This window comes from Arcicella gelida (genome assembly GCF_034931025.1).
Classification (GTDB): domain Bacteria; phylum Bacteroidota; class Bacteroidia; order Cytophagales; family Spirosomataceae; genus Arcicella; species Arcicella gelida.
Genome location: NZ_JAYGIL010000004.1, coordinates 1 through 19008 on the forward strand (window position 1 = coordinate 1; position 19008 = coordinate 19008).

A 19008-nucleotide genomic window follows, 5' to 3' on the forward strand; every position below is an offset into this window, starting at 1 on the left:
TTTTTAGCAGAAACAAAATACAGAAAAACCCCGAAAATTGCCAGTATTGACACTTTCCCGGGGTTATTTTATTGGTAATATATTGATTATTAAATATTTACAAGATTAAAGGGAAGCCAGAATAGACTGGTTATTGTCCATAGAATCATCCATTTTTAGGTATAAACCTCATAAATAAAAACGACTTGCCAAATATTCTTCGGCAAGTCGTTTTTTATTTTATGAGAAGAGTATTGGGTTCTGAGTAATTATAAACTCCAAACTCAGCACTCCTAATTCAGCACTCTTAGTAAGCTCTCATTTCAACACCTTTCATAAAGTTTACAAAAGCAGTGTTTACTACTTTGTTACCTCCTGGTGTTGGATAATTTCCTGTGAAATACCAGTCGCCTGTATCGTTCGGACAAGCTTTATTTAAACTATCAACTGTTTGATAAACAATTGCTAATTCAGCCTTCAAGTCTTTAGGTTTTACTAATTCAGCGATTTTATCAGAAATCTCTTCGGTAGTAAATGGCTCATAGATAGCTTTTACAAAGTTCTCTTTATGAGCAGTTCCTAATTCTATCGCAGCCAAACAACGTCCTAAAGTTTCTTCTAACACATCATCCATATTTCTTTCAATCAGTAATTGATAAGCCGCACGGAAAGCTACAAATTCTTTCATACGAGACATATCTATACCATAACAATCAGGATAACGAATTTGCGGAGCAGACGAAACGATAACGATTTTCTTTGGTCCTAATTTATCTAATAACCTCACGATAGAACGTTCTAAAGTAGTTCCACGCACAATTGAGTCATCAATCAAAACTACATTATCAACTCCTTTTTTGATTACTTCAAAAGTAGTATCATAAACATGAGCCACCATATCGTTACGGTCGGCATCGTTGGTGATAAATGTTCTTAATTTAACATCTTTAGAAATCAATTTCTCAACTCTTGGACGGAAAGTAAGCAAATCTTCAAGGTCTTTTTCAAATAAAACACCTTCCATAATTGCCTTCTTACGTTCTTTGGCAAGATAATCTTCCAAGCCTTCTATCATACCCAAAAAGGCAGTTTCAGCAGTGTTCGGAATGTAAGAAAATACCGTATTTTTAAGGTCGAAACTAACTTCTTGAAGTACTTGCGGAATCACTAAACGACCTAATTGCTTGCGTTCAGCATAAATATCTGGATCAGAAGCTCTTGAGAAATAGATACGTTCGAAACTACAAGATTTTCTTTCGATGGGTTCAATGAATTGCTTTTCAGAGTAATCTCCATTTTTATTGATAATTAAAGCGTGTCCTGGTTGCACTTCTTTAATATCATCATAATTACAATTGAAGCTTGTTTTGATAGCTTGTTTTTCTGAAGCTACAACTACTACTTCATCATCTGCATAATAAAATGCTGGTCTGATTCCTGCGGGGTCACGAGCTACAAAAGCTGCACCATATCCAGTCATTCCACACATGGCGTATCCACCATCAAAATCACGGCAAGAACGTTGTAGAACTCTTTGTAAATCAATATTTTCTTGAATAATATCCGATAATTCTGGATTATGATATTCGCTTTTGAAGTACTCGAATTGGCGTTGGTTTTCTTCGTCTAAAAAATGACCGATTTTCTCCATTACCGTTACAGTATCCACTTTTTCTTTAGGATGCTGACCAAGCGAAACAAGTTTGTCGAATAACTCTTCAACATTTGTCATGTTGAAATTTCCAGCCATTACTAAGTTTCTACTTCTCCAGTTACTTTGTCTGAGCATTGGATGACAGTTCTCAATTTCATTCTGTCCGTGTGTTCCGTAGCGAAGGTGTCCTAAAAATACCTCGCCAGAAAAAGCCACATTTTCTTGAATCCAATGAGCATCTTTAGCTTTGTCTTTGTTGTCCTTGAGAGCTTTTCGGAATTTCTTGTAAATCTTTCCAAAAATATCAGGTACAGCATTTTGTTCAACAGAACGATAGCGACTGATATAACGATGACCTGGAGGAACATCAATTTTGATGTTGGCTACTCCTGCACCGTCTTGTCCTCGGTTTACCTGTTTTTCCATCATCAAATACAATTTGTTCAAACCGTACAATGGCGTGTTGTATTTGTTGATATAATACTGATAGTCTTTCCGAAGACGGATTAGCGCTATCCCGCACTCGTGTTTAATTGCGTCAGACATGACTTTAATTATATTTTTTTTTGAATTATTAGAACCTATTTTTTGGAAAATAAAGTTCCCTAAACCAATGTATTAAATGTCAAATGGTTTTGGTAAGAATTCGCAATAAATCTCAGATTAAAAAAAAATTAAAGATGGGTTATTTTTCTGTAAGCAAAATTACAGATATAACTTTGAAAAAAGCAAATTTTAGAGATTCATTAACAGTATTTTTTCTCACATTTTCTCTGCTTGTAATTATTTTTAGATTAAGTTGAAGTATTAGTATTTAATACTTAATTTTCAAGACTTGGTGAATTAGGATTTGAAGATTACCAAAGATGTCAGAGTATTAGATTTTTGTAAAAAATAAGATTACTGTTTAAAATAAAAATCCGTCTCGGTCATGACCGAGACGGATTGATTACTTACTTATTTTATTTCTTTTGATATTCTTTATCTAAAAATAAGTAACGATTATCATTCGGAGTTTTAATTGCTTTTGATTGTACTTTAATAATCATCACATCTGGATTGGCTTCGTCTTTCGCTACTGGCCAATTTTCTAAACCTGCTCCATTTGGATTACCTGTTTTGATAAAGTTCGCAAAATAATTTTGCATCGTTTGCGATACTTTATAATCGTCTTCATTCCAATCATAAATTGTATTGCCCGCTAAATTTCCCATGGCATATTCAATTTCAGCCGAATGAACTGCACCTTTAGGTTTTTGCGGTTTTGGAGCATTTTTGTCTCTTTTTACAACACCACCCGCCAATGCTGCTTCAACATCTTGGGCTTTCATATCGGGTCTTTGATGTGCATAAAAGTAACGATAAACTGGTTGATTGCTATTTTTACGATGTGCATCAAACCATTTCCAAGTTGAATAAGCGATAAAACGATCGCCAGCCAAAGCAGTTGCCGATTGTTCTGTTTCTTCGCCTGTTCCTACTGGATATAATTTTAATACTTCCTCTGCTTTTTCACCATAAAGTTCTTTTACAGTATTTGTATAAACTTCTGGAGTAGCTTCTTTGCCTTTTGTCAAAGCTTTGTAATTCATTTCTTCCGAATTCCAACCTACTAATAATGGAACATTGGCATGTTCTTTACTTGCATAAACTTCAGGAAGCGTTTTTGGTAAAAAGTAACCATCAAGTGTTGATTTGAAATTCCAAACGCCAAATTCCATCATTTTCTGATAAATTTCATAAGTACTCATCGCACGTAATTCTTTCAAAGAATTTACACCCGCTTTTTGTGCAAATGAAGTTCCTGTTTTTTCACCTTCTTGCAATGAAACCGCTGCCAATGTTGGGAAAACCAATCCACCACTTTCGCCAATCGCACCAGCAATTAAATTTCTTGATAATGGCGAAACCATTTGTGCACTTACAGAAACAGAACCTGCTGATTCACCTGCAATCGTGATTTTGTTTGGGTCTCCACCAAAGTTTGCAATATTTGCTTTTACCCATCTCAAAGCAGCGCTTTGGTCTAAATAACCATAATTTCCTGAAGCTTTGTTCGGAGATTCTTTCGTTAATTCTGGATGCGAGAAAAAGCTAAATATGCCCAATCTATAATTTAAAGTAACTGTTACAATTCCTTTTTTCGACATACTTTCGCCGTCATAACGTGGTTCAGAACCATCGCCTGCGATAAAACCACCGCCATAAAAATAGACCAATACTGGCATTTTTTCCTGCGTTTTTACTTTTGGCGTCCAAACATTCAAATACAAACAGTCTTCGCTCATCCCATTACTTCTAAAACCCATATCGCCAAAAATTGCTGGTTGAACGGCTTTCGGTCCAAATTGCTTAGTTTCTAAAACCCCAGTCCAGTTTTTTACGGGTTGTGGTTCTTTCCATCTCAAATCACCAACGGGTGGTTGTGCATAAGGAATACCTTTGAAAGTATGGATATTTGAACGCACATCAAATTCTCCTTCAACAATTCCATTGACGGTTTTGACTTGAATGGGCAATACATAACCATTTTTTTGTGCTTGTGCGGTAATATTGAGCGTCGTCAATGCACAGAGTAAGATGAGTAATCTGATGTTAAATTTCATTTTATTTGTTAGTTTTACGAAAGATTGAATCTATTGTCTCAATTTGTGACAATATTAAAGTGAATTACAGAAAAATACAATTAAATCTTATTATTTTTTAAAATGTCAGAAAATCCAATTCCTTCAAAGTATGCAAAAACAGCTAAAGAATCTGGCTTTTTAGCTCATATCGCCTATGATTCAGTCATTTTTGGCTTTGATGGCACAACTTTAAAAATTTTAATTTCTGGCTATAGTAATACCAAATTATTTGCTTTACCGGGTGGATTTGTGAAGGAAAATGAAAGTCTTGACGATGCCGTAAGAAGGGGTTTATTCGATAGAACTGGTTTAGAAAACATCTATTTAGAGCAATTTCACACTTTCGGGTCTTTGGAAAGATACATTCCTGCAACGATTGAAAAAATTATGTTGAGTAATGGGCATTTGAAAGCTGGAGAAAACCACTGGCTTTTGGAGCGTTTTATTTCGGTAGGATATTATGCTTTAATCAATTTTAATGAAGTAAAACCTAAGCCCGACGAATTATCTGATAGTTGTGAATGGTATCCAATCAATGAATTACCGCCGTTGATGCTCGACCATCACGAAATGGTGCAGAAAGCTTTGGAAACACTTCGTGGAAATATCAATAAAAAATTGGTTGGAGCGAATTTATTACCTGAAAAATTCACGATGAAACAATACCAACAAGTATATGAAGCGATTTTAGGAGAAAATATCCGTAGAACTACGTTTCAAAGACAAATACTTGGTTTGGAAATTTTGAAACGGCACGAAAAACAGTTTTTGGGCAAATCGCACAAAGCACCATTTTTGTATAGTTTTATTAAATAGGACGTTATTCTACTAATAAACGGAAACTATTTGTAGCGGTAACCCTTGCGGTTACCGTTCGCTGTATAATTATATTGTAAAACGAACGGCAACCGCAAGGGATTGCCGCTACAAGTTTTATACTAAAACCAACTACTCCATTCCAAGTATTAGTATTTTCTAATTATTCTTTCTATCCTTCTTTCACATAAGTATCCAGCCAAGTATCCATCTCCCAAAGCATGTGCAAAATAGATTCTTTGGCTTGATATCCGTGGCTTTCGTAAGGTAATTGTACATAACGTACTGTTGCACCCAAACCTTTTAAAGCATTATAATATCGCTCTGACTGAATAGGAAAAGTACCCGTATTATTATCAGCTTCGCCATGAATTAACAATAAAGGCGTTTTCATTTTATCAGCATAATTGAAGGGCGACATTTTATGATATGTTTCGGGCGTTTGCCAAAAAGTACGTTCTTCGCCTTGAAAACCAAAAGGTGTTAAAGTTCGATTATAAGCCCCACTTCTAGCAATTCCAGCTTTAAACAAATTAGAATGCGACAATAAATTTGCCACCATAAATCCACCATAAGAATGCCCCATGACCCCTACTCTATTCGGGTCAACTACTCCTAATTTCGCACCTTCGTCGATAGCAGCTTTTGCACCAGCTACCAATTGTTCTAGGTAAGTATCATTGGGTTCGGTAGTTCCTTCACCAACTATTGGAATAGACGTTCCTTCTAAAATCGCAAAACCTTGCGTCACCCAAAATATTGGTGAACCCCAATAAATAGAAGTAAATTCATAAGGCGAGCCTGAAATTTGTCCTGCATTACTTTTGTCCTTAAATTCTAAAGGGTAAGCTTCTAACAAACATGGCAAAGCACCTTGCTCTTTTTGATAATCAGCGGGTAAATAAAGATTCGCTGTTAACTCCACTCCATCGTGACGTTTGTATTTTAATACTTGTTTTTCAACACCTTTTAAAGCTGGATATGGATGTGGAAAAAAAGTAATTTGTGTACTATTCTGTTGCTTTAAATCTCGAATAAAGTAATTTGGGTTCTCTTGTTTAGATTCTCTGATAGTCAGAATAATGTGTTTTTCATTATCAAGAATAGCAATCGGTCGTTCATAAAATGGTGCTTCCGAACGCCAAAGTCGATTTGTCTCCTTAGTCGCAAGGTTCAGAATATCTACAAAAGGTCTATCGCCTTCAGCCGATGCCCCATCGCCCGTCATAAATACGGAATTATCTTTTTGCAAATCCATGACCAATCGTCCATACTGATTTTTTTTCGTTGATGGACTTCCCGGTTCATTGTATTTGTCTTCAGAAGAACGGTCGAATAAAACAACCGCTTCTTTCTCTCCACTTGGGTCAATAATTTTGGTAATTACTCTTCTGGTTTTATGCCAATATTCATCGATTAAAGCCAAATTTTCGTTTGCCCAAATAATTCCTGCATAGCGAGACCCAGTTTCAGCAATGGTTTTGATTTCTCCTGTAAAAGGCGAACTCAAACTTATTACTTTATCTCGAACTGCTACTTCATTTCTAGGGTCGCCTTCGTCTTGTGCTTCTACCCAATAAACAGTAGCAGGAGTATCATGTCGCCAATTAAAGCCACGTGGTTCTTTTTGAACAGCATCAAACGAAATCGGAATATTTTCAATCAAAGGATTATCCGCCAACGTTCTGATAAATGTTCCATTAATGTTTAGCACATCTATTTTTAGTGGAAAACGGCTGTAAGGAACAAGGTATGAAAACGGTCTTTGGATAGTTTTTACCAAAAGGTACTGCCCATCGGGCGAACTACTCGCCGATTGAATAATACTTGCTTCAACAATTTTTTTCACTGTTCCTTCCAAACTGATTATTACCAGTTCAGCGGTGGCGTAAAATTCGAAAAGCCTTTCGTCACTTTCATTCTTTAGTAAATCTTGGTAGGTTCTACTAGGATTTGTTTTTCCTAAATTTTCAAGAATTGTTGGACCTGTCGGTACTGCATTTTTCTGCGGTGGATTTCCTCGGTTTGGAACAAGTATTTTCGCCAATAAAGATTTTCCATCCGAAAGCCAAGAGTATGGATGCCCAAAAACAGCATTCATTGCTAAATCAGAAACTTTTTTAGCCGTTGCTGTTTCAATATCAAGCACCCAAAGTTCTATTTTTTCAGGACTTGAATGACAAAATGCAATTTTAGATTCATCTGGCGACCAACTTGCATAGTTCAATAAAGGTTTTTCGGGCAAACCTTTGATAGATATTTCTTCTTTCCCTACTACTTTTCTTAATCGAATCCCTACAAAATAAGTCGTTCGGCTTGGACCATTATTAGCAGGATTAATTCTCAAACCAGCCAATCGAAGTTCAGGTTCTGCTAATTGTGCAATAGAAGGCTGTGCTGCACGCTGAAGCAAAACCATCCATTCTCCTTTTGAATCCACACTTACACTTGGTGTTGGGCTTGCCGTAACTAAATCGGCAATTACTTTAGGCGGTGTTTGGTAACCGTCATTTTCACAAATATCCATATCGTCACGAAGTGTTGAAAGTGTAAAGTTTATTACAAAATACTTATGCTTATCTATTCAAATAAACCAACAATAGTATATTAAGCTGAAAATTGTTTCTCGATTAAAATCCCTTCAGATAGATAATATCCGTAAAATTTCAAGAAATCCATACACAATTATGTGTTTTAAATTTTATCTGCGTATGCTCAGGTTCGTAACAAAGAAGAATGTATCATATTTAAGCCATATAGTAATGGATAATTTAAAAAAAGTTATTCTGTAATTTTACCATGCGTTAAAACAAGCTCAATCTTTAGTAATGACCAAATATGTCCTATTTTCATAAACTTCTTTGGTGTATCAATTAAAAATTGTTTATTTTGCAAGTGTTACTCTTTTTCAAAATCATTACCAAAAGACAACAAATAATAATTTTAATAACTATAAATCAACCACTTAAATAAATAATTACATCTTAATATTGATATTATCAGTCTCTACTAAAGTAGTAAAAACATTGTACAAGTACCATCGCTTATAATAATCGCTAAATATCTTTTGATGTTTACTGGCTTTTTTAACTTCTTTATTTACAAAACTATTTTTAATCTCTCATTATCATTTTTATGAGTAATGTTTTTAACCTAAATTATCGCCATTTTAAAAATCATGAAAAAAAGTATCATCCCCGCCTCTGTAGTATTAATTTCTCTTATCTTAACTCAATCTTCTTGCGTGACAAGTAAAAAGTACAATGAGCTCGACAGTTCGAAAAGTCGGCTCAATGAAAACTTCAAACGTTCACAAGTTGAAGTACGAGATTTAAGAGCCAAAACATTAACACTCTCAGAAGAATTACTTGCCCAAGAAAACAAATATCGTTCTTATTTTGTAGAAATTGGCAACATCAGAAACAACTACAAAAAAGATTCTTTGAAAGTTTTAAGCCTTTTCAAAGATGTAGATTTGAAAGTTGAAGAATTCAAAGCGTTTAAAGTTGAAACGCAGAAAAAAATTGAAGGATATGAAACTCAAGTGAGTTCACTTAATACTCATATCAAAAAACAAGAAAAAACGATTAAGGTTTTAACTAACAGAATTGTAAAAGAACGCAGGATTTATGCCAACCAGAAGCGTGAAATTATCAATCGTTATGAAAGAAAAATTAAAACCTTGAATGCCGCCTCAGTTAGATCTTCTTCTAATGGTATTTAATTTTCAAAACCTTTGATTTCCAATTGCGAAATCAAAGGTTTTTTCTTTTTAACCACCACTTACTGGCGGAATCAATGCAATCTCATCTCTGAAATGTAAAATCAAATCTTTCTCAGCATATTCGCTGTTCACTGCAAGCAATAACGATTTAATCGTTTTCAGTTTCGGATAATCATTCTTTAGCCTTTCCAGCAATTGCCCCGCATTTGCCTCTTTCTCCATGTCTATTTCAATATAAGTATTTCCAATTATTTCCTTGGTAATACCAAAAAGATTGATGCCGTACTTCATATTACTTTCTAAATATTAATTTTAAGCCACAACAATTGAATGTTTTTGCATTCACTACAGTTATTTACTTAAATTTGTTCAACAAAGAAACGAATTTAGACGTGATAACTCAAAACAAAAAACAGAACACTCAAAACTTGATTTACGATAATCATGGTCGGCCAATTACGTATTTACGTTTGGCAGTGACTGACCGTTGTAATTTGCGTTGCTTCTATTGTATGCCAGAAGCGGGTGTGAAGTATTTACATAAATCAAAATTGATGACTTATGAAGAAATGCTTCGAACAGTTTCGGTTTTGTCTGAATTAGGCATTTCTAAAGTTCGGATTACTGGCGGAGAACCTTTTGTTCGACATAACATGATTGATTTCATGTATCAGCTTTCTGAAATTGAAGGCATTACTGAACTCAATATTACCACAAACGGTATTCTGACGGGACAGTACATTCGCCAAATGAAAGAAATGGGCGTGCGTTCTGTTAATCTAAGTTTGGATACTTTAGATAAAAAACGCTTTTTTGAAATCGCTAGAAGAGACGAATTCGACAAAGTTTATCAAACACTTTTTCAGTTATTAGACGCAGGTTTTGAAGTAAAAGTAAATGCTGTGGTAATGGACGGACAAAATACCCAAGACATAATTCCATTAACAGAACTTACAAAAGATAATAAAGTTTCGATTCGTTTTATTGAAGAAATGCCCTTCAACGGCGAAGGTTCGCATTATCCAAAACTGAACTGGAACGCTCCTCGTATTTTAGCAGAGATTAGAAGTAAATATCCTGATTTACAAAAATTGGTTGATGCTCCGAATTCTACTTCTTATAATTATCAAATTCCAAATTATCAAGGCAATATCGGTGTAATTGCTGCTTTTTCACGTACTTTCTGTGGCACTTGTAATCGTATTCGTCTGACTGCAACAGGCGATTTAAAAACGTGTCTTTACGACGACGGCGTACTGAATATCAGAGATTTATTGAGAAATGGTATTTCTGATGAAGAATTGAAAAATACATTTATCAACGTTTTCAAACAACGCCCAAAAGACGGTTTTGAAGCCGAACGCAATCGCAAAAGTATTATTACAGAATCTATGACTACGATTGGGGGATAAGTAAGAGTTTTGAATCAGTAGTATTTCGGATTTGTGATTTCTGATTTCGGAAATTTTAGCAAATACTTTGTAAAGTACTCTTTATGAGTTTTAAATAATCTCGTCTATTTCATTCAAGTAACTTCCTTGAAAGGAGGTTTTTAGACTAATACTTCTAAAAATGCGTTAATTTTGTTTTGTGAAACAGATGTTAGCCCATTTTTGAATCTATCTTTTTATGACAATTTCTGAAATCTTCAATCAATTTAATCAGCTTAAAGTTCTTATCGTTGGCGACGTAATGCTCGACTCTTATACTTGGGGAAAAGTAGAACGTATTTCGCCAGAAGCTCCTGTTCCGGTGGTCAATGTACTCAAGCGTGAAGTACGTTTGGGCGGTGCGGGAAATGTGGTAATGAATGTACAAAGTTTGGGAGCAGAAGCCATCATTTGCTCGGTGGTCGGGAACGACACTTATGGAAATGATTTAATCAAACTTTTGCAAGAACGAGGTCTATCTACCGAAGGCATCATTCAGTCTGAAACCAGAATTACGACTGTGAAAGAGCGAATCATTGCTGGTTCTCAGCAAATTGTACGCATTGACACCGAAACCGACGCTTTGATTAACGAATCTGAAAATCAGCTATTGAGTCAAAAAATAAAGGAACTTGCAAAAGAAGCGAATGTCATTATTTTTGAAGATTACGACAAAGGCGTTCTTTCAAAACCGCTCATTGCCGACATCATTGATTTTGCCAATACGCACAATATTCCAACCGTAGTTGACCCTAAAAAACGAAACTTTTTGCATTATCAACAAGCTACGCTTTTCAAACCCAATTTGAAAGAATTACGTGAAGGCTTGGACATCAGTTTTGATGTAAAGAAAAGCGAAGAATTAGAAAATGCAGTGAGTCAGTTGAAAAATGCACTTCAATTAAAAGGTGCTTTTATTACGCTTTCCGAGCGTGGTGTTTACATTGATTTCAACAACGAAAAAAAACATTTCCCTGCCCATGTTCGTAAAATTGCGGACGTTTCTGGAGCGGGAGATACTGTGATTTCGATTGCCGCTTGTTGTGTAGCATTGGGTTTATCGCCAGAATTAGTAGCGGGTTTGTCCAATTTGGGCGGTGGTTTGGTTTGTGAATCTTTGGGCGTTGTGCCAATTAATAAAGCTTTATTAGAAAAAGAAGCAATTTTACATTTAGAAAAATAAGCCTAAAATCTTCCTATAATGTTTGAAGTACAAAAAGGTGATTTTTTGATTTCGACGGATAAATCAAAATTACAAATTGACGTGATTCATGATTACCTTGCTAATCGCTCTTATTGGGCGAAAGATATTCCTGTGGAAATCGTTCAGCGTTCTATTGCTCATTCGATTGCTTTTGGTGTTTATCATCAACAAGAAAATACATTAACGCAAATTGGTTTTTGTAGAGTCACCAGCGATTTGGCTACTTTTGCTTACTTGTCAGACGTTTTTGTGTTGGAAGAATACCGAGGAAATGGACTTTCTAAATTTTTGGTTGAAAGCGTGCTGCAACATCCCGATTTACAAAATTTACGCAGATGGGTACTCGCCACTTGGGATGCCCACGGTTTGTACGCTCAATTCGGCTTTGAACCATTAGATAAACCCGAACATTTTATGCAGATAAAAGCGGTGAATCCCTATGGGAAATTATGAGTTTTGAATTATGAAATAGTACTTCAAACTTTCTTTCAAATTTCATTTTCACATAAAAATGCTAAAAGCTGGTTTAATTAAAATCTTTCGACAAATAACATCTCATAATTCAAAACTCACAATTAAGAAGGTTTTTCTTCAATCCCAAGCATCGTCAAAGACGGATTAATGGTTCTGGGGGTGATGACAATTTTGAAAATTTTATTACTCGCAATTCTAAATTCGGCTACGTACTTTCCTTTCTCTTTCAAACTTCTATACACTGCCGTATAATTAATTTTACTTTCCCAACCATTGATTACCAAAGACGCAATTACTTGGTCTAAACATTTACTGAGGTTAGAAAAATAGCTTAAAACCGTTTCTTTTTCACGAATTGTATTCAGCGAACCAATCGGAATTACGGCTACTTCATAAATAGTTTGTTGTTTCATAAATATTAATGAAAAATAATTCAACTATTTTTCAAACGTAAAACTTTTTATAAACGTTCAACGTTTTCATATCATACGCTTCCAAAAAGCAAAAAGCCCCAATTTTCATTGAGGCTTTTTTTATGTCTTCATTTCAAAGAAAATTACTGAGCAATCGCTGTAAATTCAATTTCTACTAAGTAATCTGGAGAAACCAATTTACTGATTTCGTAAATTCCTGTAGTTGGCTTAATTGCTCCAAAAAATGCTCCGTGAGCTTTCGCAATATTATCAAACTGTGTAATATCTGTCGTAAAAATTCTTGTTCTTACTACATCGTTCAAGCTTGAACCAGCTTCTTCTAATACTTTCGCAATTCTTTCAATGATGTTATTGGTTTGTGCAAAAGCGTCGTCGGCCTTTACATTTTCACCATCAACAATGGCAACTGTTCCTGATACTTCAATAATATTTCCGATTCTTACGGCACGGCAATAGCCCATTTTGTCTTCCCACGGTGACCCTGTAAGGATATTTTGTCTTGACATTTTGTGATTATTTTTTGGTTAAGGCACAAAGATAATTTTAGCAAATTGAAATACTAAAGGTTTTGTATTCAATTTTGAGAATGCCAAAGAGTATTTATCTAAAATTTGTCGTGGAGATTGCTCAGTATCAAGTATTTTAAAGATAACTTGCCAAAGAAATCTCCAAATCATCACGCTTTGAAAACCTTTATTATCTATTTCATTACTGCGTCCATTAGTTACATTGCTACCATTCCGCCCGGACCGCTGAGTGTTTATGTCGTACATAGTACGCTACAAAAAAACATTAAAATTGCCCTTTGGGTAGCTTTCGGAGGAGTACTTTGCGAAAGTACCTACGCATATTTAGCCATCGAAGGTTTAATGATTTTTGATCAATATCCTAAAGTTGAATTTTGGATGCAAAGAGTAATTATCGGCTTACTTTTCGGAGTAGGCATTTTTACTTTTTTCCAAAAACAAGCCAATATTGAATACGAAAAAGTATCGCTAAACAATCCATTTTTTTCTTTTGTCAAAGGCATTTCTTTATCGCTCTTCAATCCTGCTCTTTTGCCATTTTGGGTGGTAGTTTTACTTTCTTATGACAAATACGATTGGTTAAAAATTACTTCTTCCATTGAAAAAATCAGCTTTGTATTAGGTGCTGGCACAGGTACATTTTTGTTGGTTTATACTTATGCTTTTCTGGCGAATTGGAAACGAAATCTTATTTTTAAATACCTCAACGACGAAAGGCTCAATAAACTCATCGCTTGTATTTTTATTGGATTGGCTTTATTACAATTGGTAAATTTATTAATGAACTGAGGGGGGTGATAAAAAATCTTATTTTGAAAGTGTAGTGGCAACTCTTGCAGTTGCCATACTTGAAACGGCAACTGCAAGAGTTGCCAACATTATTTGAGGAATTATTGAATTTTAAATGAATACTTTTAAAATACTGGTAATCAAACCCTAATCACCATTTACTAATCCCTAAGTAAAACTTCAAGCTAATTGATGTACATCTTTCACGATAATTTCGCTACGAGTATAATCTATCAAGCCTGCATTTTTGAGTTCATTAAACAGTAAAGTAACGGTTTGGCGGGTACTGCAAATCAATCCTGCGATGTCGTTATGGGTAAGATAATTTTTCACCACAATATTTTTTGTTTGTCCGTTTCCTTCTTTCATTGCCCAATCTTTCAAGAACAAAGCAAACCTTGTTCTTACATCTTTGAACATCAGATTGGTATAATTATTAGAAATTCGCTTGAGTTTAAAACCCACCAATTTGGTATAACGAATGGCTAATTGAGGATTTCTTTTTACGATATTTTCAAAATCATTTTGCTTGAAACTACAAATCACTACTTTGTCGGAAACGGCAACGGCGTACTCGTCTTCGTTTTCATTCATTTCATCAAAAGTGTATTGTCCGAACAAATCCCCCGAACGCAAAATCTCTTTTACTGTTTCATTACCTTCTGCATCCACCGAAATAATTTTTAGCGTTCCGCTTTTGATAGTATAAAGTCTTTGCTCGTCATCATGCGAAAAGTAAAGAATTTCATTTTTTTTAACCGTCTTAAAATTCGGAATCAAACACAAAGCACGGTTTTCTTCACGGCTTAAAACCGAGAACAATTGGTGGTCGTGTAAGTACCAATATTTTGCTTCTTCTTGCATTGCAATCTTAGGTTAAAGTATAAAAAAAGGCAAAAATATCTCCTTTGCGAATGTATGCCACTACCGAACAGCAAAAGAAAGTAACCAATGCTAAGATAAACAAATATCCTCCATCTCCGTCGCTCTCAATTCCCAAAACTGTGAGATGTGCCAAAATAGCACCCAACATCACTCCCATTCCTAAAAATGCTCCTACCCAAGCTTTGCGTGGCGTTAGTAACAGTATCACTACTAAAAGTTCGGTTACGCCTGCCCCATAGCGACCGAATGGCTCAACGCCCAATTTACTAAACAAGGCTACGCTTTCGGCTGCACCCGAAAATTTGAAGAAAAGTGTTTGGGCTAAAATCACCGCTGCGATGATTTGGGCTGTCCAAGTAATATAGATTTTTTGACTGGTCATGGCTTTATTTTTTGATTATTTTTTCCCAATTAATATCTGCTTTAGCTTTTAGATTGGCTTCGTCTTTGTTCCAATCGTTAAGCGTATTGCTAAAAAAAGTATGATAAAACAAGTATAATTTCCCGTTGACGATTTTAAAGGTTTCGGGGTCAACTTCTATTTTTTCGCCTTTACTTCCCATCGCATAAGCACACCAACCGCCGTACTGAGCTTCGTATTTTGAAGGATTTTTTTTGAAGATTTCAAGATTGCTAGCTGATGCAAATTGATAAGTAATACCCTCTTGTGTGTAAGTGTACTCTTTTTTGCCTTTTTGTGGTTTTCCTTGAAAATAAGCTACGGCATCGTAGCTACTTAGTGCTACTCCTTTTTCTATTAAGAAGTGTTTTTTTCTCGTGTTTATGTCTTGTGAAAAAACATTTAAACTAATGATACTGAATAAAATAATGAGAATTTTCATTTGTGTTAGGGTTTGATTACAATACAAATTTTGACATTTCTCAGTCCACAAATTGTCATCCAAATTACCATTTCATAACTTTTATATTTTACACAAAATAATTCAACAAAATATTGACAATATTATATTTTTGTCATAAATTCAATAAACTAAACAATTATCAAAATGACTACTATTGAAAGCATAGAAAATTGGGGTGATAGACATCATCCAGCGTGGCTTGACATTGTTCGGATTGGCTTGGGGTTGTTGCTATTTTTCAAGGGAATGAGCTTTATCGGCGATACTTCCTATCTCTCGACGCTCGTAGAAGGACTGCATTTTAATGCTTGGACTTTCGTGGCGGTGCATTATGTAGCCTTTGCCCATTTGGTCGGAGGATTGTTGATTACTTTGGGTTGCCTTACCCGACTGGCGGCGGCTTTCCAAGTACCGATTTTGTTTGTAGCAGTATTTTTTGCTAACATCAGAAATGGTTTTACTTTCGTCAATTCTGAGCTTTGGTTGTCGATTGTAGTGTTGGTTTTACTCTGTGTATTTTGGCTGATTGGCTCTGGCAAATTTTCCTTTGATGAGTACGTAAAAAATCATCCAGCTTATAAAATGAAGTGATTTTTGGGATTTGAAAACACGTATTAATCATTCATGTTTTGGTAAAATATTGTAAAAAGCTACTTGAATGATTAACAATATTCTGTAAATCGGTATTGAAACGAATCAATACCGATTTTGTTTTTTACAGGGATTAACCTAATTCTATTCCTTTCGCTGTACCTCATAAATACCTCTAATATTCGTAATTTTAATAAACATCATATTACCTCACATTACTTAGGTTACAAGTATTCATCTATCTTTCTATTTCCAATTTGTTATTGGAATTCGATTATATTTGTAAAAGATGAATTTATATTACATGGAAAAATTACGAACACATATTCAACATATTGCTCCTATTAATGATGAGGAGTTTGAAGAAATCAAAACGCACTTTACAGTCAAAAGAGTTAGAAAAGGACAGTACCTTCTCAGCGAAGGTGACGAGGTAAAACACGAATTCTTTGTGCTATCGGGGATTTATAAAGTCTTTTATATTGACGGACAAGAGAAAGAGTATATTTTACAATTTGCTCAAGAAAATTGGTGGATGTCTGATTACCCTTCTTTCTTCAAACAGAAAGATGCAACTATGTACATAGAATGTTTGGTAGAAGGAGAAGTGTTATGTCTAACTCTACAAAATAGAGAAAAGCTTTCAGCAACTTTTCATAAAATGGAGCATTTTTTCAGGGTTAAACTAACCAATGGCTATGTGGCACTACAATTAAGAATCAAGCTTTTATTGTCGGGAACGCCGCAACAGCGTTATGAAGAATTTGCAAGACTTTACCCCAACCTCATGCAACAAATACCTAAAAAATTAATCGCAGAGTTTTTGGGCGTGAGCCGAGAAACCCTCAGCCGTTTGTATCAATAATAAAATCTAACTTCTGTCTCCCTTTTAAATGTAATACTTGTAGTCCATAGTTTTCAAACTGCAATTTCATCCGTCACAAAATGCCCTGCGGTACTGTCAAAAATATGACTGTCCGCAGGGCATTTTGTGTGATTTAAATCACACAAACAAAGTGATTTACTTCCTTCTATTCGGAGGCATACACCTTGTAATTTTACATCAGAAATCAGAACAAAATCAATACCGAGCGCTCAAGATGAAGTTCTTTTAAAAATCAAGATGTAACAATTAAACTATTTAAAGTCATGGAAACTAAAGTATTAATCATCGCTTCAAATGCCAATGCAATCGGCCCCAACAATAGAAGAACAGGAACATTTTTACCTGAAATAGCTCATCCTTATGCCGAATTTAAGAGAGCTGGCTACCAAATTGATTTTGCCACATTAACAGGCGACACGCCATATTTAGATGCTTTGTCCCTGGCTGACGACCCTGACAATTTGGCTTTCCTAGTAGGTGATGGTTGGGCTAAAATGCAAAAAGCCGCAAAATTATCAGACGTTGATGTAAGCCAATATGAGGCAATTTTCGTTCCTGGAGGTTTAGCACCAATGGTAGATATGGTTGAAGAACCTTTATTGAAAAAAGTAATTGCTGATACTTATGAACGTGGTGCAGTAGTAGGTGCTGTGTGTCACGGTCCAGTTTCTTTACTAAATGTAAAATTGAGTGACGGAAGCTATTTGGTAAACGGTAAAAATATTGCTTCGTTTACCACAGCAGAAGAAGATAATTATGCTCGCCCAGATGTGCCATTCGACCTTCAAACAGCACTAACTGAGCAAGGGGCTATCTTCCATGCTGCCGAACCTTGGTCAGCCAATAGTATCGCCGACGGCCACATTGTAACTGGTCAAAATCCAGCTTCCGCCAAAGGTGTTGCCGAAAAAATGATTGCTATTTTGGCTGCCTAAGTTAATGTCCTTGCTCTTATTATTCAAACCAGAGCAAGGACTATTTTCCATATCATATTTCCAAAGAACTTAAAATTGTAAAGACATGAACTCAACTATAATTTTTGTATTCGCTAAATGGCAGGTTTCAGAAAACCAATTGCCAAACGTATTAGAACTTTTAAATGAAGTTGCCGAAAAAAGTAGATTAGAGTCTGGCAATCTGTTTTATAATGTTCATCAAAGCCAAACAGAGCCAAACATCTTACTATTATCAGAAGCGTATAAAGATGAGAGTGCATTGAACGAACATAGAAATTCAGAGCATTTCCAAAGTATTGTTGTCAGCAAAATTGTACCGCTTTTGGCAAACAGAGAGGTTTATTTGACCCATCAAATCTTGTAAAATATTACATCATCATTGTATAAAATTTATTGAAACAATGAAAACGACACACAATATATCCAGCCAAGTGAAAACTCTTGTGTTGATAGCTTGTACTTTTTTGACTTTCGGTCAAACTGTTTTTGGACAAAAATCAAATCAAAAAAGTGAAGAAATAGCTAAAATAACTCGCTTTCAAGTGAAGCAAGAATATGTTGAGCAGTTAAAAAAACTGATTAGTGATTATGTCAAATTATCCCTTTCAACGGATGCTAACATTATGGCAGAGGGATATTTTGAAGAAAATGTGCCAAGTACCTTGTGGTTATTTGAAAGATGGAACACAAAAGAGGCTTTCACAAAAGCTAATATCAGTACGAAAGCCATAAAGGAACTATCAAAAACTGCTTTAGTTGAGCCTGAAAAAGAGATTTATGTAAAAGACATAGAACCAATTTCAAAAAATCAATGGCGAAAGACCAGTAGTTTAGGCGATAATCAATTGACTATTATGCTCTTTGTTGATGCGAAAAAGGGGACAGAATCCAAATTCAAAAAGGTTTACCATCAGGCGATGCCACAATTTCGAAGCGAACTTGGCGTAGTAACCTACCAATTATCGCAATTAGAGAACGATAAATCTCAATTTGTAACGTTTGAAAAATTTAGAAGCAAGGAGGCATTTCAGTATCATCTTAATTTTCCTCCTATTCAACCTGTAATTGATTTCCTAGATACAAGTATCAAAAAACAACCATTTCAGGAGGGACTTCATACGCTTATTGAATTTACTCCATTAACTCGTCAATAATTCAAGAAAATCATC

The 19008-nt window shown here is 35.1% G+C and carries 20 protein-coding genes; 11 read left to right on the forward strand and 9 right to left on the reverse strand.

The annotated features are described in order from the left end of the window. Nucleotides 1–286: 286 nt before the first annotated feature. Both VB776_RS03575 and VB776_RS03580 read right to left on the reverse strand, forming a co-directional pair. On the reverse strand, nt 287–2179 hold the full coding sequence (locus VB776_RS03575; RefSeq protein WP_323326116.1) for an amidophosphoribosyltransferase: 1893 nt from the start codon (nt 2177–2179) through the stop codon (nt 287–289). 416 nt (nt 2180–2595) lie between these two features. After that, nucleotides 2596–4239: a carboxylesterase/lipase family protein gene (locus VB776_RS03580; protein ID WP_323326118.1), complete on the reverse strand. Its 1644-nt coding sequence runs from the start codon at nt 4237–4239 to the stop codon at nt 2596–2598. Between the two features lie 102 nt (nt 4240–4341). Between VB776_RS03580 and VB776_RS03585 the strand changes: the two genes are divergently transcribed. Continuing rightward, nucleotides 4342–5076, forward strand: coding sequence for an NUDIX hydrolase (locus tag VB776_RS03585; RefSeq protein ID WP_323326120.1), 735 nt, complete (start codon nt 4342–4344; stop codon nt 5074–5076). A 172-nt stretch (nt 5077–5248) separates the two neighbouring features. On the opposite strand, the gene VB776_RS03590 is transcribed toward VB776_RS03585, so the two are convergent. Then, nucleotides 5249–7603, reverse strand: coding sequence for a S9 family peptidase (locus VB776_RS03590; RefSeq protein ID WP_323326123.1), 2355 nt, complete (start codon nt 7601–7603; stop codon nt 5249–5251). 651 nt (nt 7604–8254) lie between these two features. Here VB776_RS03590 and VB776_RS03595 point away from each other — a divergent pair. Beyond that, nucleotides 8255–8800, forward strand: coding sequence for a hypothetical protein (locus tag VB776_RS03595; RefSeq protein ID WP_323326126.1), 546 nt, complete (start codon nt 8255–8257; stop codon nt 8798–8800). 48 nt (nt 8801–8848) lie between these two features. On the opposite strand, the gene VB776_RS03600 is transcribed toward VB776_RS03595, so the two are convergent. Continuing rightward, nucleotides 8849–9091, reverse strand: coding sequence for a MoaD/ThiS family protein (locus tag VB776_RS03600; protein ID WP_323326128.1), 243 nt, complete (start codon nt 9089–9091; stop codon nt 8849–8851). Nucleotides 9092–9228: 137 nt separating this feature from the next. Between VB776_RS03600 and moaA the strand changes: the two genes are divergently transcribed. From moaA to VB776_RS03615, 3 genes are all read left to right on the forward strand, one after another. Next, nucleotides 9229–10212, forward strand: a complete 984-nt coding sequence (gene moaA / locus VB776_RS03605) for a GTP 3',8-cyclase MoaA (protein WP_323326130.1) — start codon at nt 9229–9231, stop codon at nt 10210–10212. A gap of 217 nt (nt 10213–10429) precedes the next feature. Next, the gene (locus VB776_RS03610) at nt 10430–11413 is read left to right on the forward strand and encodes a bifunctional heptose 7-phosphate kinase/heptose 1-phosphate adenyltransferase (protein ID WP_323326132.1); all 984 of its coding nucleotides are present in this window, start codon (nt 10430–10432) and stop codon (nt 11411–11413) included. An 18-nt stretch (nt 11414–11431) separates the two neighbouring features. Further along, on the forward strand, nt 11432–11887 hold the full coding sequence (locus VB776_RS03615; RefSeq protein ID WP_323326134.1) for a GNAT family N-acetyltransferase: 456 nt from the start codon (nt 11432–11434) through the stop codon (nt 11885–11887). 122 nt (nt 11888–12009) lie between these two features. On the opposite strand, the gene VB776_RS03620 is transcribed toward VB776_RS03615, so the two are convergent. Both VB776_RS03620 and VB776_RS03625 read right to left on the reverse strand, forming a co-directional pair. After that, the gene (locus VB776_RS03620; RefSeq protein ID WP_323326136.1) at nt 12010–12321 is read right to left on the reverse strand and encodes a hypothetical protein; all 312 of its coding nucleotides are present in this window, start codon (nt 12319–12321) and stop codon (nt 12010–12012) included. Between the two features lie 143 nt (nt 12322–12464). After that, nucleotides 12465–12848, reverse strand: coding sequence for a RidA family protein (locus tag VB776_RS03625; protein WP_323326138.1), 384 nt, complete (start codon nt 12846–12848; stop codon nt 12465–12467). Between the two features lie 147 nt (nt 12849–12995). Between VB776_RS03625 and VB776_RS03630 the strand changes: the two genes are divergently transcribed. Further along, nucleotides 12996–13658: a LysE family translocator gene (locus VB776_RS03630; protein WP_323326140.1), complete on the forward strand. Its 663-nt coding sequence runs from the start codon at nt 12996–12998 to the stop codon at nt 13656–13658. A 180-nt stretch (nt 13659–13838) separates the two neighbouring features. On the opposite strand, the gene VB776_RS03635 is transcribed toward VB776_RS03630, so the two are convergent. From VB776_RS03635 to VB776_RS03645, 3 genes are read right to left on the reverse strand one after another with little or no spacing between them, the layout of a single operon-like run. After that, on the reverse strand, nt 13839–14522 hold the full coding sequence (locus tag VB776_RS03635) for a Crp/Fnr family transcriptional regulator (RefSeq protein WP_323294971.1): 684 nt from the start codon (nt 14520–14522) through the stop codon (nt 13839–13841). 7 nt (nt 14523–14529) lie between these two features. Beyond that, entirely contained in the window at nt 14530–14925 is a 396-nt protein-coding gene (locus tag VB776_RS03640; protein ID WP_323326142.1) for a DoxX family protein, read from the reverse strand. Nucleotides 14926–14929: 4 nt separating this feature from the next. Further along, nucleotides 14930–15385: a YHS domain-containing (seleno)protein gene (locus VB776_RS03645; protein WP_323326144.1), complete on the reverse strand. Its 456-nt coding sequence runs from the start codon at nt 15383–15385 to the stop codon at nt 14930–14932. Between the two features lie 165 nt (nt 15386–15550). Here VB776_RS03645 and VB776_RS03650 point away from each other — a divergent pair, with 165 nt between their 5' ends. From VB776_RS03650 to VB776_RS03670, 5 genes are all read left to right on the forward strand, one after another. After that, complete coding sequence (locus tag VB776_RS03650) at nt 15551–15997, forward strand: DoxX family protein (RefSeq protein ID WP_323326146.1); 447 nt, start codon at nt 15551–15553, stop codon at nt 15995–15997. 304 nt (nt 15998–16301) lie between these two features. Then, nucleotides 16302–16862 carry a Crp/Fnr family transcriptional regulator gene (locus VB776_RS03655; RefSeq protein ID WP_323326148.1) on the forward strand — a complete coding sequence of 187 codons (561 nt, stop codon included), beginning with the start codon at nt 16302–16304 and terminating at the stop codon, nt 16860–16862. A gap of 284 nt (nt 16863–17146) precedes the next feature. Further along, nucleotides 17147–17818 carry a type 1 glutamine amidotransferase domain-containing protein gene (locus tag VB776_RS03660; RefSeq protein WP_323326150.1) on the forward strand — a complete coding sequence of 224 codons (672 nt, stop codon included), beginning with the start codon at nt 17147–17149 and terminating at the stop codon, nt 17816–17818. 85 nt (nt 17819–17903) lie between these two features. Then, nucleotides 17904–18203, forward strand: coding sequence for a putative quinol monooxygenase (locus VB776_RS03665; protein ID WP_323326152.1), 300 nt, complete (start codon nt 17904–17906; stop codon nt 18201–18203). Nucleotides 18204–18240: 37 nt separating this feature from the next. Then, nucleotides 18241–18993 carry a putative quinol monooxygenase gene (locus VB776_RS03670; RefSeq protein WP_323326154.1) on the forward strand — a complete coding sequence of 251 codons (753 nt, stop codon included), beginning with the start codon at nt 18241–18243 and terminating at the stop codon, nt 18991–18993. Nucleotides 18994–19008: the final 15 nt, after the last annotated feature.

Excerpts from the sequence above, each read along its gene's own strand:
- VB776_RS03575 (WP_323326116.1), bottom strand. The coding sequence starts at position 2,179 with ATGTCTGACGCAATTAAACACGAGTGCGGGATAGCGCTAATCCGTCTT.
- VB776_RS03580 (WP_323326118.1), bottom strand. The coding sequence starts at position 4,239 with ATGAAATTTAACATCAGATTACTCATCTTACTCTGTGCATTGACGACG.
- VB776_RS03585 (WP_323326120.1), top strand. The coding sequence starts at position 4,342 with ATGTCAGAAAATCCAATTCCTTCAAAGTATGCAAAAACAGCTAAAGAA.
- VB776_RS03590 (WP_323326123.1), bottom strand. The coding sequence starts at position 7,603 with ATGGATATTTGTGAAAATGACGGTTACCAAACACCGCCTAAAGTAATT.
- VB776_RS03595 (WP_323326126.1), top strand. The coding sequence starts at position 8,255 with ATGAAAAAAAGTATCATCCCCGCCTCTGTAGTATTAATTTCTCTTATC.
- VB776_RS03600 (WP_323326128.1), bottom strand. The coding sequence starts at position 9,091 with ATGAAGTACGGCATCAATCTTTTTGGTATTACCAAGGAAATAATTGGA.
- VB776_RS03610 (WP_323326132.1), top strand. The coding sequence starts at position 10,430 with ATGACAATTTCTGAAATCTTCAATCAATTTAATCAGCTTAAAGTTCTT.
- VB776_RS03615 (WP_323326134.1), top strand. The coding sequence starts at position 11,432 with ATGTTTGAAGTACAAAAAGGTGATTTTTTGATTTCGACGGATAAATCA.
- VB776_RS03620 (WP_323326136.1), bottom strand. The coding sequence starts at position 12,321 with ATGAAACAACAAACTATTTATGAAGTAGCCGTAATTCCGATTGGTTCG.
- VB776_RS03625 (WP_323326138.1), bottom strand. The coding sequence starts at position 12,848 with ATGTCAAGACAAAATATCCTTACAGGGTCACCGTGGGAAGACAAAATG.
- VB776_RS03635 (WP_323294971.1), bottom strand. The coding sequence starts at position 14,522 with ATGCAAGAAGAAGCAAAATATTGGTACTTACACGACCACCAATTGTTC.
- VB776_RS03640 (WP_323326142.1), bottom strand. The coding sequence starts at position 14,925 with ATGACCAGTCAAAAAATCTATATTACTTGGACAGCCCAAATCATCGCA.
- VB776_RS03645 (WP_323326144.1), bottom strand. The coding sequence starts at position 15,385 with ATGAAAATTCTCATTATTTTATTCAGTATCATTAGTTTAAATGTTTTT.
- VB776_RS03650 (WP_323326146.1), top strand. The coding sequence starts at position 15,551 with ATGACTACTATTGAAAGCATAGAAAATTGGGGTGATAGACATCATCCA.
- VB776_RS03655 (WP_323326148.1), top strand. The coding sequence starts at position 16,302 with ATGGAAAAATTACGAACACATATTCAACATATTGCTCCTATTAATGAT.
- VB776_RS03660 (WP_323326150.1), top strand. The coding sequence starts at position 17,147 with ATGGAAACTAAAGTATTAATCATCGCTTCAAATGCCAATGCAATCGGC.
- VB776_RS03665 (WP_323326152.1), top strand. The coding sequence starts at position 17,904 with ATGAACTCAACTATAATTTTTGTATTCGCTAAATGGCAGGTTTCAGAA.
- VB776_RS03670 (WP_323326154.1), top strand. The coding sequence starts at position 18,241 with ATGAAAACGACACACAATATATCCAGCCAAGTGAAAACTCTTGTGTTG.